The sequence below is a fragment of the Pseudoalteromonas sp. G5_S1_14_S5 genome (assembly GCF_054968605.1).
Window position 1 is genome coordinate 51631 of the sequence record NZ_JBQKUM010000012.1, and the last position, 21831, is coordinate 73461.

Annotated in this window: 22 protein-coding genes; 7 read left to right on the forward strand and 15 right to left on the reverse strand. The window is 45.0% G+C overall.

Annotation, left to right across the window (positions count from 1 at the left end; genetic code table 11):
• Positions 1 to 38: 38 nt before the first annotated feature.
• The 5 genes from arcC to aspA all read right to left on the reverse strand — a co-directional run bounded on the left by arcC (position 39) and on the right by aspA (position 7907).
• A complete protein-coding gene (gene arcC / locus ACTRWI_RS05725) occupies positions 39 to 950 on the reverse strand; it encodes a carbamate kinase (protein ID WP_499129837.1) in 912 nt (303 codons plus the stop codon).
• 71 nt (positions 951 to 1021) lie between these two features.
• Positions 1022 to 2245: an arginine deiminase gene (arcA, locus tag ACTRWI_RS05730; protein ID WP_499129838.1), complete on the reverse strand. Its 1224-nt coding sequence runs from the start codon at positions 2243 to 2245 to the stop codon at positions 1022 to 1024.
• 767 nt (positions 2246 to 3012) lie between these two features.
• On the reverse strand, positions 3013 to 4461 hold the full coding sequence (locus ACTRWI_RS05735; protein WP_499129839.1) for a YfcC family protein: 1449 nt from the start codon (positions 4459 to 4461) through the stop codon (positions 3013 to 3015).
• Positions 4462 to 4967: 506 nt separating this feature from the next.
• Positions 4968 to 6275: an anaerobic C4-dicarboxylate transporter gene (locus ACTRWI_RS05740; protein ID WP_499129840.1), complete on the reverse strand. Its 1308-nt coding sequence runs from the start codon at positions 6273 to 6275 to the stop codon at positions 4968 to 4970.
• Positions 6276 to 6455: 180 nt separating this feature from the next.
• Complete coding sequence (gene aspA / locus ACTRWI_RS05745; RefSeq protein ID WP_499129841.1) at positions 6456 to 7907, reverse strand: aspartate ammonia-lyase; 1452 nt, start codon at positions 7905 to 7907, stop codon at positions 6456 to 6458.
• Positions 7908 to 8191: 284 nt separating this feature from the next.
• Between aspA and ACTRWI_RS05750 the strand changes: the two genes are divergently transcribed.
• Entirely contained in the window at positions 8192 to 8716 is a 525-nt protein-coding gene (locus ACTRWI_RS05750) for an FxsA family protein (RefSeq protein WP_499129842.1), read from the forward strand.
• Positions 8717 to 8847: 131 nt separating this feature from the next.
• On the opposite strand, the gene trmL is transcribed toward ACTRWI_RS05750, so the two are convergent.
• The 4 genes from trmL to ACTRWI_RS05770 all read right to left on the reverse strand — a co-directional run bounded on the left by trmL (position 8848) and on the right by ACTRWI_RS05770 (position 12167).
• Complete coding sequence (trmL, locus tag ACTRWI_RS05755; protein ID WP_004737121.1) at positions 8848 to 9327, reverse strand: tRNA (uridine(34)/cytosine(34)/5-carboxymethylaminomethyluridine(34)-2'-O)-methyltransferase TrmL; 480 nt, start codon at positions 9325 to 9327, stop codon at positions 8848 to 8850.
• 77 nt (positions 9328 to 9404) lie between these two features.
• Positions 9405 to 10022, reverse strand: coding sequence for a superoxide dismutase (locus ACTRWI_RS05760; protein WP_499129843.1), 618 nt, complete (start codon positions 10020 to 10022; stop codon positions 9405 to 9407).
• A gap of 76 nt (positions 10023 to 10098) precedes the next feature.
• Positions 10099 to 11478 carry an envelope stress sensor histidine kinase CpxA gene (cpxA, locus tag ACTRWI_RS05765; RefSeq protein WP_499129844.1) on the reverse strand — a complete coding sequence of 460 codons (1380 nt, stop codon included), beginning with the start codon at positions 11476 to 11478 and terminating at the stop codon, positions 10099 to 10101.
• The gene (locus tag ACTRWI_RS05770; RefSeq protein WP_499129845.1) at positions 11478 to 12167 is read right to left on the reverse strand and encodes a response regulator; all 690 of its coding nucleotides are present in this window, start codon (positions 12165 to 12167) and stop codon (positions 11478 to 11480) included. Before ACTRWI_RS05770 ends, cpxA begins: the two co-directional genes overlap by 1 nt.
• 180 nt (positions 12168 to 12347) lie before the next feature.
• On the opposite strand from ACTRWI_RS05770, the gene ACTRWI_RS05775 reads away from it, so the two are divergent.
• The 3 genes from ACTRWI_RS05775 to pfkA all read left to right on the forward strand — a co-directional run bounded on the left by ACTRWI_RS05775 (position 12348) and on the right by pfkA (position 15207).
• Positions 12348 to 12857, forward strand: coding sequence for a CpxP family protein (locus ACTRWI_RS05775; RefSeq protein WP_499129846.1), 510 nt, complete (start codon positions 12348 to 12350; stop codon positions 12855 to 12857).
• 163 nt (positions 12858 to 13020) lie between these two features.
• Positions 13021 to 13929, forward strand: coding sequence for a CDF family cation-efflux transporter FieF (gene fieF / locus ACTRWI_RS05780; RefSeq protein ID WP_499129847.1), 909 nt, complete (start codon positions 13021 to 13023; stop codon positions 13927 to 13929).
• A gap of 315 nt (positions 13930 to 14244) precedes the next feature.
• The gene (pfkA, locus tag ACTRWI_RS05785; RefSeq protein WP_499129848.1) at positions 14245 to 15207 is read left to right on the forward strand and encodes a 6-phosphofructokinase; all 963 of its coding nucleotides are present in this window, start codon (positions 14245 to 14247) and stop codon (positions 15205 to 15207) included.
• A gap of 147 nt (positions 15208 to 15354) precedes the next feature.
• On the opposite strand, the gene tpiA is transcribed toward pfkA, so the two are convergent.
• Entirely contained in the window at positions 15355 to 16125 is a 771-nt protein-coding gene (gene tpiA, locus ACTRWI_RS05790) for a triose-phosphate isomerase (RefSeq protein ID WP_063525233.1), read from the reverse strand.
• A gap of 235 nt (positions 16126 to 16360) precedes the next feature.
• Between tpiA and ACTRWI_RS05795 the strand changes: the two genes are divergently transcribed.
• Positions 16361 to 16708, forward strand: a complete 348-nt coding sequence (locus ACTRWI_RS05795) for a 5-carboxymethyl-2-hydroxymuconate Delta-isomerase (protein ID WP_499129849.1) — start codon at positions 16361 to 16363, stop codon at positions 16706 to 16708.
• A 63-nt stretch (positions 16709 to 16771) separates the two neighbouring features.
• Positions 16772 to 17194: a DUF805 domain-containing protein gene (locus ACTRWI_RS05800; protein WP_499129850.1), complete on the forward strand. Its 423-nt coding sequence runs from the start codon at positions 16772 to 16774 to the stop codon at positions 17192 to 17194.
• A 66-nt stretch (positions 17195 to 17260) separates the two neighbouring features.
• Here the strand turns inward: ACTRWI_RS05800 and ACTRWI_RS05805 are convergent, their stop codons facing one another.
• From ACTRWI_RS05805 to glpX, 3 genes are all read right to left on the reverse strand, one after another.
• Positions 17261 to 17632 carry a DUF3135 domain-containing protein gene (locus ACTRWI_RS05805; RefSeq protein WP_499129851.1) on the reverse strand — a complete coding sequence of 124 codons (372 nt, stop codon included), beginning with the start codon at positions 17630 to 17632 and terminating at the stop codon, positions 17261 to 17263.
• A 93-nt stretch (positions 17633 to 17725) separates the two neighbouring features.
• Complete coding sequence (locus ACTRWI_RS05810; RefSeq protein ID WP_499129852.1) at positions 17726 to 18352, reverse strand: helix-turn-helix transcriptional regulator; 627 nt, start codon at positions 18350 to 18352, stop codon at positions 17726 to 17728.
• 179 nt (positions 18353 to 18531) lie between these two features.
• Positions 18532 to 19539, reverse strand: a complete 1008-nt coding sequence (glpX, locus tag ACTRWI_RS05815) for a class II fructose-bisphosphatase (protein WP_499129853.1) — start codon at positions 19537 to 19539, stop codon at positions 18532 to 18534.
• Between the two features lie 324 nt (positions 19540 to 19863).
• Between glpX and zapB the strand changes: the two genes are divergently transcribed.
• Positions 19864 to 20106 (forward strand): cell division protein ZapB, encoded by a 243-nt coding sequence (gene zapB / locus ACTRWI_RS05820; protein WP_004737134.1) that lies wholly within the window; start codon positions 19864 to 19866, stop codon positions 20104 to 20106.
• A 95-nt stretch (positions 20107 to 20201) separates the two neighbouring features.
• On the opposite strand, the gene rraA is transcribed toward zapB, so the two are convergent.
• Positions 20202 to 20717 carry a ribonuclease E activity regulator RraA gene (gene rraA / locus ACTRWI_RS05825; RefSeq protein ID WP_499129854.1) on the reverse strand — a complete coding sequence of 172 codons (516 nt, stop codon included), beginning with the start codon at positions 20715 to 20717 and terminating at the stop codon, positions 20202 to 20204.
• A 73-nt stretch (positions 20718 to 20790) separates the two neighbouring features.
• Positions 20791 to 21708, reverse strand: a complete 918-nt coding sequence (locus tag ACTRWI_RS05830) for a 1,4-dihydroxy-2-naphthoate polyprenyltransferase (RefSeq protein WP_499129855.1) — start codon at positions 21706 to 21708, stop codon at positions 20791 to 20793.
• Positions 21709 to 21831 lie beyond the last annotated feature (123 nt).

Sequence of the window (21831 nt, forward strand, 5' to 3'; positions counted from 1 at the left end):
TCAGTTTTCTCGCAAGGTTTGAAAAGCTCACGAGTGGATTAATCTTTGGTGATGTTGGTACCCGCTTGGCCTTGCAGAATTTGCAAACCATCTTCGAGTGCACCGATACCGACGACTTTGCCGCCTTGTTGGATGAATTCGCACGATGCTTCAATTTTTGGTCCCATGGAGCCGGCATCAAATTCGAACTTCGTAAGTTCACCTGGCGTAGTACTGCGCAGTGCGTGTTGAGTCGGTTTGCCCCAATCTAGGTAAACCGCGTCTGCGTCAGTCAGAATCAGTAGTGCATCGGCATTCAATTGTTTTGCTAAGAAAGCGGCGGACATGTCTTTGTCGATAACCGCTTCGACACCAACCAATTTGCCATGCTCTTTTTTCACTGGAATGCCGCCACCGCCAGTGCAGATTACTAGGTGACCCGCTTCGATAAGCTGGGTGATCGCTTCATGTTCAACGATGCCGGTTGGTCTTGGGCTTGGCACAACACGACGGAAGTGTTGGCCGTCTGGTTTTACTATCCAGTGGAACTTTTCTGCCAATTCACGCGCTTCTGCTTCTTCGTAGATTGGGCCGATTGGCTTGGTTGGATCGGCAAACGCAGGGTCGTTTGGATCAACCGTCATTTGGGTCAACATGCATGAGATGTTGCGGTTCGGCAGATAGTTTTTGAACTCTTGCATCAGCATGTAACCGATCATGCCTTGCGTTTCGCTGCCCAATACATCCAGTGGGTATGGATTTACTTTCTTGTATTCCAAACCTTGCAGAGCAAGTAAGCCAACTTGTGGACCATTACCGTGCACTAACACCACGTTGTACTCTTTGGCGATTTCAGAGATGGTTTTCACCGCTGTCTCAATATTGCGGCGCTGAACGTCAGCTTCTAACGACTCACCGCGACGAAGTAGGGCGTTACCACCGAGTGCAACAACAACAGTTTGTTTAGTCATAATTGTGTTCTCTTATTGGGGCCAAGTTGAGGTTATTTGCGTTCATCAACTTGGCTGTTTCGTCTTAGTGATTAGATACCATCACGCTCAATAGGGCAGCTCATGCAACGTGCGCCACCACGGCCACGACCAAGCTCGTCTCCAGGAATTGTCAGCACTGTGATGCCTGCTTTATCGTATTTTTCGTTGGTGTAGGTGTTACCTTCGTAGCCAATAACGACGCCAGGTTTCACCGTAAGAACGTTGTTCGCATCATTCCACTGCTCACGTTCTGCATGGAAGTTGTCACCACCAGTAGTGATGAGGTTTAGCTTGTCTACGCCCAATGCTTTTTCGATAGCGGTAACGAAGTAGCCTTCTTCTTTCAATTTCACCGCACCAGACTCATCACCGGTTAGGTTCCAGCACTTCACATCTTTACTCACCACTTCAGGGTAAACAGAGAACGTATCTTCGTTCATGTGTGTCATTACCGTGTCTAGGTGCATGCAAGAGCGGTGTTTTGGTAGCTGCATAGCGATAACTTGCTTCGCTTGGCCGTGTTTGAACAGGTTTGACGCTAACTGTTCAACACCTTGTGGCGTGGTACGCTCCGACATACCGATAAGCACTGTGCCGCGGCCGATAACAAGTACGTCGCCACCCTCAATCGTTGAGTTGTCGTAGTTGATGCTCTCTTCATCGCCGAAGTATTTAATGAAGTCTTGGCCTGCGAAGGTTGGGTGCCAACGGTAAATCGCACGCACGTGGTTGGTTTCGCGTTGACGTGCTGGTTTCGCCATTGGGTTGATCGATACACCACCGTAAACCCAGCAAGAGGTGTCGCGAGTAAATAGGTGGTTTGGTAAAGGCTCAATAATGAAGTCGGTTGGTGTGAACATGCCTTGCATCATTGAAGAAGACTTCATCGGCATTTCAGCGTAAGACAGACCGCCGGTTAGGATTTTTGCAAGCTCTAGGTTTGGTAAGTCAGCTAAGTAGCAGCGTACGTCGTTAGCAAAAGTTTTACCCAAACGGTAATCAGACACTTGGCAGTTCAGTAGCCAGTCTTTCGCTTCCGGTACGGCTAGGGTATCTGCTAGTAGGTCAGTAAGAAGAAGAACCTCAACACCCTGATCACGTAGCGTTTGAGTGAATACGTCATGCTCTTTACCTGCACGCTCAACAGCCAGTACGTCATCAAACAGCAAATCGTGACAGTTAGATGGTGTTAAGTGAGTCAGTGCGCGTCTTGGGCGATGAACTAGAACACGACGCAATTGACCTATTTCAGAACCTACATAGAACTTACTCATGATCGCCTCTCTCTTAAATATTTGAATTACTTTCATTGCTAAGAGTAATTATTTATTTTCCAGTTGAGGATAATGAATTATTTATTCATATCTCTTGTCTGGAGTTAATATTACGCCTGCTACTCAGGGATTCTTAGAGATCTATCACAAATCATTTTTTATCCCTCATCCCTTTAGAAACAAGGGTTTTAACAAATTTTATGCACTTTGAACTATCATCGATTGCTTCTAAAAAGTTAATCCTGGGGGAACATTATTCATGTTTTTCTATTCCAGATTAGTAAAATCTAAATAGTGGGGGTTTATATGCAATGTACTTTAATTGATAAAAGTGAGCTGAAAGTGAAAGTATGCAGTATTTTTATTTATATATTTAATTTTGAATGTGGAATTAATTATCCGTTAACAAATTAAATTCTTATAAAGTTATTTGGGTCACGTTTTAATATAGGACTTATGAGGTTTTTTTTAATTGGGTTTGACCATTTATTTATTTTTTGTCGTTACTTTTAATAAATCTGTAAATATATTTAACGCTAATGCATGACTAAATATTTCCCCATATATCACCTTGGTAAATAATGAGTGGTTTTGTTAGCTTTGTCTGTGATGTTTACAGGTGAGTTGGGGCGTTGAGATAGCGCTTCTTGGGAGCTGCTGAGTTCGCTATGGGCTGCAGTAATGGTAAAACTGGTTGAGCTAGCGATAGATCTAAAAAAGCCGCTATCGAAGCGACTTTGAATGGAAGTGTGTTTGCTTAAGGGATGCTAGATAAGCGCACCAATACTCAGTACTACGATGCAGAACACGGTTAAGATACCGATCAATGGCATGACCCATTTTACCCAGCGTACGTAAGGCACACGAGCTATCGCCAAGCCACCCATTACCACCGCAGAGGTTGGGGTAATGAGGTTTACCAAGCCTGAAGCTGATTGGTAAGCGGTAATCACAAGGTCTCTACTAACACCTGCAAAGTCAGCCAATGGCGCCATGATAGGCATGGTCAGTACTGCTAGGCCTGATGTCGATGGCACTAAGAATGACAATAGAATCTCTAGGAAGAACATCACGTTAATAAAGATAACGGATGAGAGCCCGGTGACCATCTGCTCTGCAGAGAACAGAATCGTATCGGTGATCATTCCGCGGTCCATCACCACCACAATACCACGTGCAATACCTATGATTAGCGCTACACCGAGCAGGTCACGTGCGCCGTCAATGAAGCTTGAGGTAAACTCTTCTTCGCTTATGCGAGCCACAATACCGACAATGATGGTCGCTGCTAGGAACATCGCAGAGATCTCCGCCATCCACCATCCAGCAACGGATACGCCATAAATCATTACCGCGAATGAGCCACCAAAAATAGTTAGAATCAGTTTACGAGTCGCAGTGAATTCCAGTTTTTCTCTGCTTGAATTGCCAAGAAAGTGCGCTTTGTTTTCTTCGTACTTGTCATACACAATCGACTTGCTTGGGGCTGCTTGCACCATTCTTGCATAGCGCATGACGTAAGCGACACAGATACCCCAACCAATAATCAACATTGCCACACGCACCACAATACCGTCAGTAAATGGGATGCCAGAAGCGTTAGCCGCGATAACCGTTGCGAACGGGTTAATGGTAGAACCTAGTACCCCTATGCCCGAGCCTAGAAGTACAGTCGCTGTTGCCACTAGAGGGTCAAAGCGAGCTGCCATCATGACAGGCACAAGAAGCGTATAGAATGGGAGTGATTCTTCCGCCATACCATAGACAGTGCCGCCGGCGGCAAACAGTGCCATCAGTATTGGTATCATCAACTCTTCTCGTCCTTCGAAGCGTGCGGTGACGCGTTCGATACCAGCATCAATTGCACCTGTCTTGGTAACTAGCCCTAAGAAGCCACCAATGATGAGAATGAACAGTGAAACGTCGATTGCAGCAGCTTCATAGCTATTATGGTCGTAGAAGCCATCAATCGGCGCTAGCAGTACGTCAATCACGCCTTGAGGGTTACCTTCAACCGCTTGATAGGTTCCGGTTACTGGCACTTCTCGGCCTAATTCTTCATTCATTGCTCGGTCATATTGGCCCGCTGGAACAATCCAGGTCAGTAGAGCAACGAATGTAATTAAAATAAACAGAATGGTATAAGCAGAAGGGAATTTAAAGTTGGCAAAGAAGCCGCCCTTTTTTTTCTCGCTTGGTATCGTTTGAGTTGTCATGGCTATCTCCTTACATCATCTTAAGTAGAAGAGATGTGAATTAGCGAATAATGATTTATAGACTGTAAATACACTGACACTTATAAATTACCCAACGATATAAATTTGCGGGCTTTAAATTAAAGTTATTTGATATTTACTAATCAAGATGAAGTTTGTTTAATTTAGCTGCGGTTATTTTATTCCTTACTTAATCATTTAAGTTTGGTGCTGTTCACAAAAATAGTAGCCAGTAAAAGGGCTAAAAAATGTGAGGAAAACCGTAAGGTTTTTTGGTTAACTAGTTTGGATTAATATTCGGTTTGGTTAGTTTGTAAATAGGGGAGGGTTGATTTGATAGGTGTCGATAGATAATGGGTTGGATAGTCTTGGAATTTTATTCAAACTTTATTTTTGAACGAGTTTTAAAGTTTGTCATGGTTATTTGACGGGCATCAAAAATCACATTAAGCCACAAAAAAAAAGGAAGCCGAAGCTTCCTTTTAGAGTCATATCATCAGTGGATTTTAGATAAACAGACCACCGAATGCGAAGCCTAGTGCTACTGCAGTACTGATTGTTACCACACCTGGAATGAAGAACGGGTGGTTGAATACTAGGTTACCGATACGCGTTGAGCCTGTGTCATCCATCTCAACCGCAGCCAGTAGCGTAGGGTAAGTAGGAAGAACGAACAGTGCACTTACTGCAGCGAAAGAAGCAACGGCTGTTAGTGGTGCTACGCCAATTGCTAGTGCTGCAGGCATTAATGCAACCGTTGTTGCGCCTTGAGAGTAAAGCAGCATAGAAGCGAAGAACAGAACAAGAGCCAGCATCCATGGGTAATCTGCCAGTAGCGCACCAGCAACGTCTTTGATTTCAGCAACGTGTGCGTTCACAAACGTAGAACCTAACCAAGCCACACCAAGTACACATACACACGCAGTCATACCAGAGCGGAATGTAGGTGCTGAAGAAATTTTCGCTGCATCGATCTTAGTGAACATTACGATTGCCGCTGCTACTGCCAACATCACCGACATGATCGCTTCGTTACGACCTAGTGTAGGGTTTTCGATTAGGCCAACAGAGCTTGAGATAGCCGCTGCGTAACAAACCACGAAGCCAATCGCCGCTAGGAAGATGTATGTCGCTTTCTTCGCTGTAGGAAGGATTTCGCGCTTCTCATCTGTTGCTAGTTTGATTAGACCTTTCTCTAGGCGCTCTTGGTAAACAGGATCGTCTTTTAGTTCGCTACCCATGTAGTTAGCAACAACAGCACCCACCATACAAGCGATGAAGGTTGTTGGGATACAAACCATCAGTAGTGTTAGGTAATCAACACCGAATGGTGCAAGCATGGCTGCGAAAGCCACAACTGCTGCTGAGATTGGCGAAGCCGTGATAGCAATTTGAGACGCAACAACAGCAATAGACAGTGGGCGAGAAGGACGTACACCTTGGTATTTCGCTACTTCCGCAATAACAGGCAGAGTTGAGAATGCAGTGTGGCCAGTACCCGCCATTAGCGTCATTAAAAAGGTCACAATTGGCGCGTAAAAGGTGATGCGTTCAGGGTGCTTACGCAAAAAGTTTTCTGCAATTTGCACCAACCAGTCCATACCGCCAGCAACCTGCATTGCAGCAATTGCGGTGATAACCGACATGATAATCAGGATTACATCAATTGGGATAAAAGATTGGCTTGTTGGTACGCCAAGCATAAGTGAAAGTGCAATAACACCAGCACCACCGGCGAAGCCGATACCGATGCCGCCAATTCTGGCCCCTAAGAAGATAAAGAGCAGGACGATAAACAGTTCTACTGCAATCATAATTAACACCTCATGTAGATCTTATTATGTGACCACTCGTTGAGAGAATGTTCAGATAATAGTTCTATGGTTTAGATTCAATTAAGCAAAAGCGCAACATACATAAAACCATATAGTAAACATGGTTAATCGTATTGGAGCCTAAAAAAGGGCTCCGTTTGGAGCCCTTTCTCACTAGCGTTACTCGTAGCGTTTTGCTTTATACTGAGGATGCATCAAATTTTCAACAGAGAAAATGTCATCAAGTTCTTCTTCGGTTAGTAAACCGCGCTCTAGAACCACATCACGAACACTCTTACCTGTTTCTGCACAGATCTTACCAACAATGTCACCTTCGTGGTGGCCAATGTATGGGTTGAGGTAAGTTACGATACCGATAGAGTTAAAGACGTGCGCTTCACAGATTTCTTTGTTTACCGTAATGCCGTCTACACACTTGTCGCGTAGGTTCACACAAGCATTAGTTAGGATGTCTAGAGACTCAAACATGCTTTGTGCAATCACAGGTTCCATAACGTTCAGTTGAAGTTGACCACCTTCAGCTGCGAAAGAAACCGTGTTGTCGTTACCTAGAACTTTGAAGCAAACTTGGTTTACTACTTCAGGTACTACTGGGTTTACTTTAGCTGGCATGATTGAAGAGCCTGCTTGAAGTTCAGGTAGGTTCAGCTCGTTCAAGCCTGCGCGAGGACCAGAAGACAGTAGACGTAGGTCGTTACAAATCTTAGACAGTTTAACTGCTAGACGCTTAAGCGCGCCGTGCGTCATTACGTATGCGCCACAGTCTGAAGTTGCTTCGATTAGGTCTTCTGCTGGAACACAGTCTAGGCCAGTTACTTCAGCTAGGTGTTTAACAGCAAGGCCTTGGTAACCTGGTGCTGCGTTTAGACCTGTACCGATTGCCGTTGCGCCCAGGTTAACTTCAAGCAGTAGCTTAGATGTGTATTCTAGGTTTTTGATTTCTTCATTGATGGTTACCGCCCAAGCGTGGAACTCTTGACCAACCGTCATTGGAACTGCATCTTGAAGTTGAGTACGCCCCATCTTCAAAACGGTGTTGAATTCTTGGCTCTTAAGCTCGAATGCACCTTTAAGGTATTCAATTGCATCGATCAGTTTTAGTACGCTGTTGTAAACAGAGATACGGAAGCCTGTTGGGTAAGCACAGTTAGTTGATTGGCTGCGGTTTACGTGGTCGTTCGGGTTGATGAACTCGTACTGGCCTTTTTCTTTGCCCATTAGCTCAAGTGCAACGTTCGCTACCACTTCGTTCGCGTTCATGTTTACAGAGGTACCAGCACCACCTTGGAACACATCTGATGGGAACTGATCCATGCACTTGCCAGTGTCTAGAATTAGGTCACAAGCTTGGATGATGTATTTAGCCACTTCGCTAGGAATTACACCTAACTCTTTGTTTGCTAAAGCCGCTGCTTTTTTTGTCATCACCATGCCGCGAACGAATTCTGGTACATCTGAGATCGTTACATTTGAGATGTTGAAGTTTTCAACTGCGCGTAGGGTGTGGATGCCGTAGTAAGCATCAGCCGGAACATGACGTTGACCTAAAAGATCTTCTTCGAGACGAGTAGCTTGAGGAGCATTAACTTGTGCTTCTGATAGAGTAGCCATAACAGGATCCTTAGAGAATAATTCTGATTATATAGTTAGTTATTAGCCTATTCTGTGTGCAAATACTCCGTTCGCTAGAATATTGGGCTGATAAATCCGTCCTGACTTATGTGGCACATGATACTGTACCTAGCGCATAAAAATAGTAAGTTGATCACCTTTTTCGCTTTTGTTTAGTCAATATTTTGCAAAGTTAATTTGGTTCAATATACACGCTTATTTACAGGATAAATTTGAGATTGATAGACCTTTCAGCGTAAACTGAAAGCAACAAAGGAGGGCGTGTGTTTCCTATCTTATTATTACTATTTATCTTCGTACCCATCATTGAGATTGGGCTATTTATTCAAGTTGGTGGCTTCTTGGGATTGTGGCCAACTATTGCATTGGTTTTGATTACGGCATTTGTTGGTGCATCTCTGGTTCGTAGCCAAGGTATTCAAACACTGATGTCCGTTCAAGGTCGACTACAGCAAGGTGAGATGCCGGCACAGCAGATCCTTGAAGGCGTGATGCTGGCGGTGGCTGGTGTATTGCTGCTGACTCCAGGCTTTATGACTGACGCTCTGGGTATGCTGGTATTGTTGCCAGCACCAAGAGCCATGATCGCTAAGAAAATGATGGAAAAAATGGTGGTTAAAAACATGTCTGGCGGGTTCCACGCTGGTGGGCAGGCTGGCTTTGGTCAGAGTCCATTTGGAGACGATCCATTCAACCGCGACCCATTTGACCAATCAAAAGGCGGTAACACCTTTGAAGGTGAGTTTGAGAAGAAAGACGAAGACAACGATCGTAACCGCTTAAACTAATCCTGCTGCTTAGATAGAAAGACAACAACTGAAAAGGCTCTTACCTTTATCCTTCGCAAGAAAGAGATAATGGTAAGAGCCTTTTTTATTGAGTATTAGCGATTACAGATAATAGGTGTTTGAGGGGTTGGTTATACCGCGCCTTCAAAGCCCATTTGTCGCCATGCTTCAAACGCGATGATTGCTACAGCATTGGACAGGTTCAGGCTGCGTGCATCTGGCATCATTGGAATACGAATACGCTGTTCCATCGGCATGCTTTCGATGAACTCAGCAGGTAGGCCGCGTGTCTCAGGGCCGAACATCAACACATCACCTTGTTGGAACTTGGCATCCACGTGATGACCTGTGGTTTTGGTGGTACACGCAAAGATACGGTAATCACCTTCACGTTCGTTCTCTAGATATTCAATAAAAGCTTCTAGGTTCTTGTGACGTTTCACTCGCGCTAGGTCGTGATAATCCAAACCAGCACGACGCACTTTCTTCTCTTCAAAATCAAAGCCAAGTGGCTCAATCAGGTGCAGGTTTGCGCCGCAATTAGCACATAGGCGGATGATGTTACCCGTGTTGGGTGCAATTTCTGGTTCGTATAGAGCGATATCAAACATGTGGGTTCACAAGAGTAGTCAAAGATAGCCAGAGTATACGGTGGCAAGCTGTGTGAGTACAGTTTGCCACCACCCACTTAGGCTTGGTTGGCGAGTGCCTGTGCGTAGTTTTCTGATACTGCAGTCCAGTTGACCACGTTCCACCAAGCGTTGATGTAGTCAGGTCGGCGGTTCTGATAGCTGATGTAGTAGGCGTGCTCCCACACATCTAACGCAAGGATCGGTTCACCGTTGCTGGCCACTGTATCCATCCAAGGATTATCTTGATTTGAGGTTGAGATGATCTTTAGTTGCCCAGCTTCTACAACTAACCAAGCAAAACCAGAGCCGAAGGTGTTGATTGCCGCTTGAGCGAACTGATCTTGGAACGCTGCAAAATCTCCAAATGTGCTTTTAATCGCCTCACCAAGATCGCCCGTTGGTTCGCCACCGCCGTCTTGCGACATACAGTTCCAATACAAGATATGGTTGTAGTAGCCGCCGCCATTGTTACGCACGGCGGGGCTGTGTTGAGAAATATTAGCGAAGATTTCAGTGAGAGATTGCTGTTCAAGCTCGCTACCAGACACCGCAGCAACAAACTTATCGTAGTAGGTTCTATGGTGCTTGCTGTAGTGCACTTCCATCGTTTTTGCATCGATGTAAGGTTCTAGAGCATCGTAGGCGTAGGGCAGGACAGGGAAAATGTGAGACATGGTAAATCCTCCTTAATTAGAGGATTTACCATAATGATAATAACAATCATTATCAACTGCGATCTTTGTAGGGGTATTACAGTGGCAGGATAGGCAGAGTAATTTCGAGCTGTAATCCACCGAGTTTACTGCGGCTCGCGGTAATTGTTCCGCTATGTTGACGAATCGCACTCTCGGTAATGGTCAGCCCAAGCCCTGTGCCGCCAGAATTGCGGTCTCGAGCGGTAGAAACACGGTAGAAAGGTCTGAAGATAGAGTCGAGTTCATCATCAGGAACACCATCACCGTTGTCATTGACGCAAATGGTCAGCTGATCTTGCACTACGTGAAATTGCACATCGACTTGGTCTTTACCGTAGTATATGGCGTTGCGCGTAATGTTGTCTAAGGCACTCATCAGTAGCTTAGGATTACCTGAAATTGAACGCTCAGGGATTTCTGAGAATGTCAGCTCTTTCCCCATCTGTTCTGCTTCAAACTGCGCGTCTTTTAAGATTTCTTCCCACAAGCTCGATATCGGCTGAACTTCACGAGTAATGTGGCTATCAACCTGCATGCGAGAGAGGGTAAGTAGTTCACTGATCATCTGTTCCAAGCGCTGCGCTTCTGTATCAATACGCTCGAGTTCTGAGCTCTCTCCTTGCTTACGAATCGCCAGTGCATTGGCCATACGGAGTCGTGTTAAAGGCGAACGCAGCTCGTGTGAGATATCAGAAAGCAAGCGCTGTTGCCCTGAGATCATCTGGTTTACCGCTTCAACCATTTGGTTAAAGCTTTCGCCTGCTTGTCTGAATTCTGAAGTGCCTTTTTCAAGGGTTGGATCGACCTCGAATTCGCCTTTCGCTACACGTTGCGCGGCACGTTCAAGTCGACGGGCTGGCTGGCTGAGCGCCCAAGCTAACCAAAGTAATAGTGGGGTACTGGCTAGCATCACGGCAAGCAGCAGCTGCAGTGGTCTATCAAATAGTCGCATTAAGAACGGCGGTGGCTTATTCCACTTTATTCCGGCGTACATGAGTAGCTCTTCACCTGCCAGCTTGATTGGCACAGGGCCAGCAACCATGTAGTTCCCGTAAAGCTTCTGCTTTGGTACTTTCGGGTTATCAATTGAGGTTACAAAGTTACGAATCGCTTTAAGCTTGTAGTCTGAATGTCTTTTTGAGGTTAGAACAGCACCTTCAAGATCGGTCAGATAGATACGTGCACGAGAATCTTTGCGGCTACGTGGCGCCTCAAGTTGGAAGACAATTTTGCCGAGGTTCGGCTCTCTGGCGTAGCGTTGCTCTGTAGCCTTGGCGATGCGTTCCAATTTGCTGAGATGGTCCGCGGGCACATCACGCGCTACTCGCGGGTCTAGGTGTGGTAGTGAGAGTACGGATAAAAGCACCAGTAACATGGTGAACCAAAAGATGGCAAAGATACGTCCATATAAGCTAGTGATTTTAGGGATGCGCATTAATCCTCCTCTACCAATAGGTAGCCACGACCACGCAAGGTCTTGATGCGTGATTTGTCATCGCTACGTTCTGGAATCTTTTTACGTAGGTTAGAGATGTGCATGTCTATCGCACGGTCAAATGCTGCAAGCCTTTTGCCAAGTACATCTAAGCTTAACGCTTCCTTGGTGATCACTTGCCCCGGATTTTGAATAAGGTGGCTTAGTAGAGCGAACTCGGTAGTGGTGAGGTCGATGATCTCGCCATTGCAGTACGCTTCTTGTTTGCCAGGGAATACTTCAATGTCTTGATATTGGATTCTATCGCTGGCGGCTTTTGGAGTGCTCTTGGTTTGCGTGCGGCGCAAGATGGCGCGAATACGTGCGAGTAGCTCTCGGTCGCTAAAAGGCTTTGGTAAGTAGTCATCCGCGCCAAGCTCCAGGCCGATCACACGGTCGATCTCTTCCCCTTTCGCCGTCAGCATTAGCACAGGCGTTTCCCAATGTTCTCTTAGCTTTTTGAGTGTTTCCATGCCATTCAGACGCGGCATCATTACATCCAAAAGAATCAAATCAATCTCATCATTGATCGCTTCGAGCCCTGCGTAGCCATCATTGGCTTCAGAAACAGTGAAGCCCTCAAAGCTAAGAATGTCTTTAAGTAAGCTCGTTAGCTCGGTGTCGTCATCAATAAGAAGAATGTTCGCCATGTGAAAGCCTTAATCGGTAGTTTATAGGTTAATAATACTGCTAATTATTCGTCAGCTTTCACTCTTTACGATTCTTTACGCTTTCTAAACGTCCCTTTACGAGGGAAAGACTAATCTATGTTCAAGCGCTGAGATACAGACGCAATACATGACTTATTATACCGAATTGAGGCAACAATTATGAAAATGACGAAGAGACTTGTACTGGCAGCTGCGGCACTTCCACTTATGTTAGGTACAGCAGGTGCGTACGCATTTGGCGGCGGTGACAAGGGCGACCACAAAGGCATGCACGGCAAATGTGGTGGCTTCGACAAGAAAGTGATGCGCCAACTAGACCTAACTGACGCACAAAAAGAACAGTTAAAAGAGATACGTAAAGCGAACCGTGCTGAGATGAAAGCAAAACACGCGGGCAACAAGTCAGACAAAATGGCGCAAATGAAAGCGCATCATGAGAAAGTTCAAGCATTGGTATTAGCTGACAACTTCGATGAAGCAGCGGCAAACGACCTAGCAAGCCAAATGGTTGAGAAGCAAACTGAGCGTCGCGTAGCAATGCTTAAGAAGCAACACGAAATGATGAGCGTGCTAACGCCTGAGCAAAAAACTCAACTGAAAGAAATCCAGCAAGAGCGTATGGCGAAATGTGCTGAAAAGATGGAAAAGCACATGAACCGAGACCAGTAATTCAAAGCTTGATAAAGCAAGCCTGAATGAAAGTGTTTAAAAAGAAGCGGCCGAGAGCCGCTTTTTTGATCCCTAAAAATGAATGTCTTACATCCTAGCTGTCATATTCAATTGATTGTTTGCAGGTTATACTTTGTGCTATCAGTCACTTTATAGCCAAGTTATGAAACAAGAATACGCACGTTTAGTTGCGCTGGCCGCTTGGGCTGCTACCACCATTGCCACTATTTTGTTGATCGTGAAAGTCGCGGCGTGGTGGGTGACAGGTTCGGTGAGCCTATTGGCTTCCGTGGTCGATTCCATGTTAGATATTGCCGCTTCGGTCGTTAACTTATTGGTGGTCCGATATTCTCTTCAGCCTGCTGACAAAGAACATACCTTTGGTCACGGTAAGGCGGAATCACTCGCTGCATTAGCACAGGCGATGTTTATCTCGGGCTCAGCCTGTTTCCTCATTCTTAATGGTGTCGAGCGCTTCTTTAGACCTCATGAGCTCAACGCTCCAGAAATCGGTATTTACGTCAGCTTGTTTGCGATAGTGATGACATTTGGTCTGGTTCGATTCCAAAAACACGTGGTCAAGAAAACGGGCAGCCAGGCTATTGCTGCGGATTCACTGCATTATCAATCTGACCTGTATATGAACGCGGCCATTATACTGGCTCTGGGGTTAAGCTGGTTTGGCATTGGTCAGGCGGACTCAGTATTTGCGGTAGGCATTGGTATTTATATTCTTTATAGCGCTTACCAAATGGCGGTGGAGGCGATTCAATCTCTGCTTGATCACAAGTTGCCTGATAAAGAGCTAAAACAGATAAAAGAGACATCGTTGAGTGTAGAAGGGGTGCTTGGTGTGCATCAGCTCAGAACTCGTCGTTCAGGTCCTACTCGCTTCATTCAATTGCACTTTGAGTTGGAAGATGAGATGCCACTTATTGAAGCGCATCGCATTTCTGACGAAGTAGAGTCCAAACTTATCTCAGTGTTCCCTGATGCTGATGTATTAATTCACCAAGATCCTTATTCGGTGGTGTTTGGGCCAGAGAAACAACAAAAGTTTCATTCGTGGTAATGGGCACAAAACTAGGCAGCAAATGGTAAGTGGATGGTTTTTGAACTAGAGTGAGTAGAAATTGCGAACGCTTTAGTGATTCAAAAAACACCTTAGTAACAATTAATGTTGATTCTGATATGAATCAACAAAGTTACTGAATAAAACTGTAATACTCTTACAGAAGTAGAAATGTTACATAAATTTTCGCGATTTAAGTGCTATTCCTGTTGAGGAAATGTAACATAACGCACAAATATAGATTTAAAATCTTGTTGATATACATTCAGCAATAACAAGAATTGAATAATAGATTCCCAAAAATCGAGGGTGAGCATGATTAAGAAGATCGGTGTTTTGACCAGTGGTGGTGACGCTCCGGGCATGAACGCAGCAGTTCGTGGCGTAGTTCGTACCGCGTTATCACTTGGCATTGAAGTTTACGGTATTTACGATGGCTACCAAGGCCTTGTTGAAAACCGTATCGTAAAGCTTGACCGTTCAAGCGTGTCTGATGTGATCAACCGTGGTGGTACTTTCTTAGGTTCTGCACGTTTCCCTGAGTTCAAAGACGTTGCTGTTCGTGAGAAAGGTATCGAGAACCTAAAAGAACACGGTATCGAAGCACTTGTTGTTATCGGTGGTGACGGCTCTTACATGGGTGCTAAGAAGCTGACTGAAATGGGTTATCCATGTATCGGTCTTCCAGGCACAATCGATAACGACATTGCTGGTACTGATTACACAATCGGTTACCTAACAGCGCTTAACACTGTTATTGATTCTATCGACCGTCTACGTGATACGTCTTCTTCTCACCAACGTATTTCTATTGTTGAAATCATGGGCCGTCACTGTGGTGACCTTACGCTTATGTCGGCAATCGCAGGTGGTTGTGAGTACATCATCACACCTGAGACTGGTCTAGATAAAGAGCAGCTAATCGGCAACATTCAAGATGGCATTGCTAAAGGTAAGAAGCACGCAATCATCGCTCTAACTGAGTTAATGATGGATGCGAACGAGCTGGCTAAAGAGATCGAAGCAGCAACGGGTCGTGAAACTCGTGCAACGGTTCTTGGTCACATCCAACGTGGTGGGCGTCCTACTGCATTTGACCGTGTACTTGCTTCTCGCATGGGTAACTACGCTGTTCACCTTCTTCAAGAAGGCCACGGTGGTCGTTGTGTTGGTATCGAGAAAGAAGAGCTTGTTCACCACGATATCATCGACTGTATCGAGAGCATGCAGAACCCAGACCGTTCTGAGCTGTTCCGCATAGCAGAAGAGTTGTTCTAAGCCATGCTGAGCGTAAGCTTATAGAATTTAAAAACCGCTGATTTATCAGCGGTTTTTTTTGTCTGCTTGCTAATATCATAAGTAACAAGCAATAAAAAAGGTCAACCTAAGTTGACCTTTCATTCAATTTAAACAGTGATGTTTAAATTAAGCTTTTGCTTTAGCAGCTGCTTTAGCGATAGCTGCGAAACCAGCTGCGTTAAGAGCTGCACCGCCAACTAGAGCACCGTCGATGTCCGGTTGTGCGAAGTAAGCTTCAGCGTTTTCAGGCTTAACAGAACCACCGTATTGGATGATTACTTGCTCAGCTACTGCGGCGTCTTTTTCAGCGATCATTGCACGAATAGAAGCGTGGATGCGTTGTGCATCTTCAGCTGTTGCTGCCTTACCAGTACCGATAGCCCAGATTGGTTCGTAAGCGATGATTGCACCGTTTAGAGCTTCAACACCGTAAGTGTCGATAACTGCGTTGATTTGACGTGCACATACTGCTTCAGTTTCGCCTGCTTCGTTTTGCTCGTCAGATTCACCGATACAGAAAACAGGCTTCAGGCCGTTCTCTTGTAGGAATTTGAATTTCTTAGCAATGAACTCGTCTGATTCGTTGTGGTATTCACGACGCTCAGAGTGGCCGATGATGATGTGAGTCGCACCGAAGTCTTTCAGCATTTCTGGAGACATGTCGCCAGTGAAAGCACCGCTGTTGTTTAGGTCAGTGTTTTGAGCACCTAGGATGATTTTGTTACCGCCTTCAGCGATTAGACGCTCAGCTAGATCGATGTAAAGTGCTGGTGGAGCTACTGCTACGTCTACACCTTCAACGCCTTCAAGTTCAGCGTTAAGACCAGTTAGCAGCTCAGTTACCATTGCTTTGCTACCGTTAAGTTTCCAGTTACCCATCACTACAGGACGACGCATAGGAATATCTCCGTATTTAATCAATTAATGTAAAAAATCTTCGTAAGAATATAACAGATAAAACGCGTTAGATCATGATTGTGGTCATGTCTTTATGGGATCTTATCGATTGGTCAGAGTAGATACTGACCTTATATCAGTGATCCGACAGACAGAATAATAGCTAACTTCTCGGTTTTTTCATCGTTAGTTGGTATTAAAGGACAAACGTTTGCGTTAACAATAGGAAGTAATAATGCCGAATCTAGTTCTAGAGTACTCAAATTCAGTGGACGAGCGAGTGAATATCCAAGGTTTACTAGAAGATCTTCACCAAGTTACATTAAACTGTGGCTTGTTTGATGTTGCGTCTGTGAAATCACGCTCTCTACGTTGTCATAACTGGCTAGTCGGTGATGAAGAAGACAGTGTGGACTTTATTCATATCAGCTTTGAGTTACTTTCCGGGCGCACCGAAGAACAGAAACGGGAATTATCACGCTCGTTAATGCAAATCTTACAAGAACAGGCGAGTCATGTTCGAAGCCTAACGGTTAATATTCGCGATATGGACAAAGGTTGTTTTCAGAAAGTGATTAACTGATTCGTGTAATAAAGTATTTGCTGCTAACTTTTTGGTAGCGTATTAATTTTTGAGTATTTTTAGATGTCGATGAAAGATTTACTGCTCTCTTTCAAAGGGAGAGTTAGTCGTAAGACTTACTGGATGTGGAACATTTTCTACTATGTTGCGATTACCGGTTTTGCCTCCGGTATTTCGGTACTGTTTCCAGCGTACTCTTATATCCTACTGCCAATCTTCTTGTTGCTCCTGGTGATTCCAGACTTAGCGGTAACGGCTAAGCGCTGGCATGATCGTGACAAGTCTAACTACTGGCTACTACTGAATATTCCGTTGGTACTAGGGCGCTTGGTTTCACCTGCTGCTGCAACAACGGCGGATTCGGTATCACCAATGCACATGGTGGCAACGGCAGCAGCATTAGTGTGTGGCTTATGGATTTTGATTGAATGTGGTTTGTTGAAAGGCACTGAAGGCCGCAACGATTACGGCGAAGATCCAGTATAAGAGTTTTCAGCCGTTAACATAAAGGGAGCATTAGGCTCCCTTTTTTGTTTTCTGGGACTGTCTGATCTAATACATTTTGGGTTCAGTGTTAGGTCTGAATGGAACCACATTTTCAGGCTGAGGTTCTTCTAAGGTACAGCGCCCTTGGAGCGCGTCTTGGAACTTGCAAAGCTGGCAGCGCAGCTCTTGCATCAACACGACATTGACGTGGTGAGGGTTTTTACAACGGCTGACGACTAAATCGAGATGGCTTTGTTGAGCGCGAAGCCTGCCTTGCATACTTTCAGAAGCGGAACAGATCATCTGCTCACACATCTCGTGTTTGAATTGGTTGAATGCTTTAGGATCGTTTTGAGCGAGCTGAACCAGTTCATCAAAAGGGGGCAGTTTCTGCTCTGGTTGTGGATGTGCCATCATTCCTTCCTTAGCATTAAGCATGTTTTATATCCTTTAAGCTTAAGAAAGATTTCTGTATGAATTTTGTTCGATCTTTTGGTTTCTCAATATTGAGACAAGATCAATCACTTAGCGTTAAGTGGTGGCGACAGGCACTAAGGTGTAGGTACAGCGTCGTTCGCCAGCAATCATATGCTCAGTTCGGCTGACGTGGCACTCATCTTTTAGAAGCTCGGTGAACACGTTGAGTTCAGATTGGCACAGGCTTGGGCAACGAGTCGCCGCCTTACAAATAGGGCAGTGGTTTTCAATCAAGATGTAGTGATCATCCTGCTCTTTCAATTCTGCCATATAACCTTCGTCTTCACGAAGTTGGGCGAGCTTTTCTAACTTACTGATTAGATTATCACAGTCAGAAAGGGCAGATTGATACTGTTTTAAGGTGTGTTGTTCACGCTCGGCAGCGACTTTAGCTAAACCTTCTTTTCCGAACAGATTCTCTACCGCATCGATGACTTGAATCGTAAGTTCACCATGACGGTCTGAAAACTGACTATGGCCGTGCTGAGTAAGAGACCAGTGACGAGTCGGACGACCGACTTTCACTTTGACGTCATTAAACGCGAGAATGCCATCATCTTCCAGGCTTTGCAGATGTTGCCTTGCACCCATTGTCGTCATACCAAACTCTTCTGATAGCTGTTTGGCCGTTACTGCGCCTTGACGCTTAATGGTCTGTAAGATTTTGTCGCTTGTTTTCATACTATCCCTACCTAATGAACCTTACTATTATGAGGCAAGGTGTTTATAAAGCAAACCATTTACTATTTTGACAGTTACTGACCTATCAATAGCAAGGGTGAGAATCTGACAGGACAATAAAACAAAAGGCTGATACTTGGTATCAGCCTTTGAATATTCTGTATCACTCGATATGAGGATTACAGGATGTGACCAACCACTTCTGGATCTTTACGCTCTAGGTAGTGGGTTGATTTGATGTGGCGAATCGTACGGCAGCGGCCACGGATCAGCAGGGTTTCGGTTGTCGCGATATTGCCTTGACGAGTAATGCCCTCTAGCAGGTCACCCTTAGTGATACCCGTTGCTGAGAATACAACGTTGTCGCTGCGAGCCATGTCTTCCATCTTTAACACGATGCCAGCGGTTACGCCCATTTCAGCACAACGTTCTAGCTCAAGCTCACCGTGTTTACGGTTCTCTTCTGTATCGCCTTTCACTTCGTGGCGAGGCAGTAGACGACCGTGCATGTCACCGTCTAGCGCGCGAATTACTGCTGCAGAAACAACACCTTCAGGTGCGCCGCCAATGCAGTACATTACATCGACTTCGCTGTCTGGCATACAAGTTAGGATAGATGCTGCTACATCACCATCTGGCACTGCGAATACACGAACGCCCATCGCTTGCATCTCTGCAATCACTTGATCGTGACGTGGCTTAGCCAGTGTGGTTACTACCAATGTGTCGAGTGTTTTACCCAGAGCCTTAGCAATGTTTACTAGGTTTTCTTTTAACGGTAGAGCTAAGTCGATAGCGCCTTTAGCACCAGGACCAACTACTAATTTTTCCATGTACATATCAGGCGCTTTTAGGAAGCTACCTTTCTCGCCTGCAGCCAATACGGCCAATGCATTTGATTGGCCCATTGCTGTCATGCGTGTCCCTTCAATTGGGTCAACTGCGATGTCGACAGCGTCGCCGCCTACACCTACGTTTTCACCGATGTATAGCATAGGCGCATCATCGATTTCGCCTTCACCAATAACAATTTCACCGCTGATTTCGGTTTTGTTTAGTAGGCTACGCATGACTTCTACAGCAGCGCCATCTGCAGCGTTTTTGTCGCCACGGCCAAGCCACTTATAACCTGCCAGTGCTGCACCTTCTGTGACACGAGAGAATGACATTGCTAAATCGCGTTTCATGCGGACTCCAAAATTTTCAAAGGGGGAATAGAAATTTCGCGGCGGATTTTACCATATCCAAAAGGAAACGTTTGCCTTTTTGCTATTTGCAGATTGCTTTTGATCAATGAGCAGTGAAAAACTACTAATATTCATCAAAATAATTGGTTTGCGAGTGTGACTGTAAGAATTAACGTCAATATTCGGTAAAAAGCGCTGTTTTTTTCATCGAATGGCGCAAAATATCGAATATATTGAGTGTTTATCCTTGCTCTGCTGAGTAGAATGGGGACATAAGTGGAGTGAACCCTCACCATCAAATGGATAACTTAAAGGTAGGCCAGAATGTCTTTTGAAGTACTAGAGCAACTAGAAGCAAAAATTCAAACAGCAGTAGATACGATTGCACTTCTTCAAATGGAAGTGGAAGAGCTTAAAGAAGAGAAACAAGCACTAGCAACAGAAGCTGGTGAACTGAAAGCAAGCCGTCAAGAGCTAGAGCAAAAAACTCAGCAGATGCAAGAAGAGCATTCAGCATGGCAAGATCGCATCCGTAACCTTCTTGGTAAAATGGATGAAGTAGAGTAATTCACTCTTCAGATTTAAAAAAACGCCCGCTACTCAGTAGTGGGCGTTTTTGTTTGTGTTCTTGGTTATTGTGAATGGCTTATGAAGAGCTAGAGTTACTCGACCTCTTCTTCAGCATCGAGATCAAGTTCAACATCCAAAGGTTCGGCTGAAAGAATAATGCCCGTGTTATCGGCGTAGAGGTAATCTTCCGGTAAGAAGGTTACGCTGCCAAAGTTAACGGGTACATCTAGCTCACCGACACCATCTTGGCTTGCTCCAACAGGAATAGAAGCCAGTGCTTGAATACCTAGGTTCATGTCTTCCAGCTCATCGACTTCGCGAACACAGCCATACACCACAATACCTTCCCACTCATTGTCTTCGGCAAGTAGGGCCATCTCGGCATCAATCAGTGCTTTACGCAGTGAGCCGCCACCATCGATTAACAACACACGCCCTAGACCGTCTTGCTCTAGTATCGAGCGAATCAAAGCGTTGTCTTCAAAGCACTTTAATGTCGTGATCTGTCCTGCGAAAGAGGCACGTCCACCAAAGTTGCTGAACATTGGCTCTACGACATCAACTTGATCCAAATATATGTCGCACAGTGTTGAAGTGTTGTATTCCATTAGTATACCTTTTGAACAATGAGCTTACTTTGAGTATATCGGTGCTTGATCCCTTTGCAATGATTAGTCTCAATTAACTCAATAGAGTTTGAGCTACGACAACCCCTGCAAACAATAGGTTAGTGATCAGCGAGCATTTCACGATAACAGGCATCATAGGTGCAATTTGAGCGGGTTTTTCTGTTTCCCAAACCGCTTTACCATGTTTGTAGACAATAATAATACTGAGTAAAAACGGCAGGCTGATCCAAACGGGTTTTTCTTGAATTAGTAGATAAATCGCGAAAGAGACAAGTGCACAACCAAGCAGAGCAAAATGGTATTGCTTAGCTTTACGTTGCCCCAAGCGAACCGCCATGGTGCGTTTACCACATTCACTGTCGTTTTCGATATCACGCATATTGTTGATATTGAGTACTGCAACCGCCATCAATCCACAGCCTAACGCAGGAAGGAAGAGGCTTGGTTTAACATGACCAGTATGTAGGAAGTAAGTACCTGAAACGCCTAATAAACCAAAGAAGGTAAATACCGATAAGTCGCCAAGGCCGATATAACCATAAGGCTTATTACCCACGGTGTAAGCGATAGCGGCGGCGATAGCTAATATGCCTAACGCGATGAAAGATAGAATGCTCTCAATTGACGTTAAGGCATGAAAAATCAAAATCAGTCCAGCAATCATGGTAAACACGATGTTAAGGATAATTGCTTGCTTCATGGTTTGAGCCGTCACCGCACCGGATTGCATGGCGCGCATTGGACCTAAGCGGTTTTCGTTGTCTGTACCTTTTACTGCATCACCGTAGTCATTCGCCAGGTTCGACAAAATCTGTAATAGGGTGGCGGTTAAAAAGGCCAACAGAGCGATCGATAAAGAGAACTGACCGTTGGCGAACGCTAAACTACTTCCTGTAAGAATAGAGACGAGTGCGAGAGGCAGAGTTTTTGGTCGTGCGGCATCAAGCCAAATCATAAGAGATTGTTTCATCGTAAGTCTATTTCGTTGTAAGGACACCTTGGTTAGCAGTGCGCCTATACTGTAAGTATTGGTTTTATGCGGTGATTTGAGTATACGCCCATTTTTCAGGTAATAAAAAGCCCACTCGAAAGT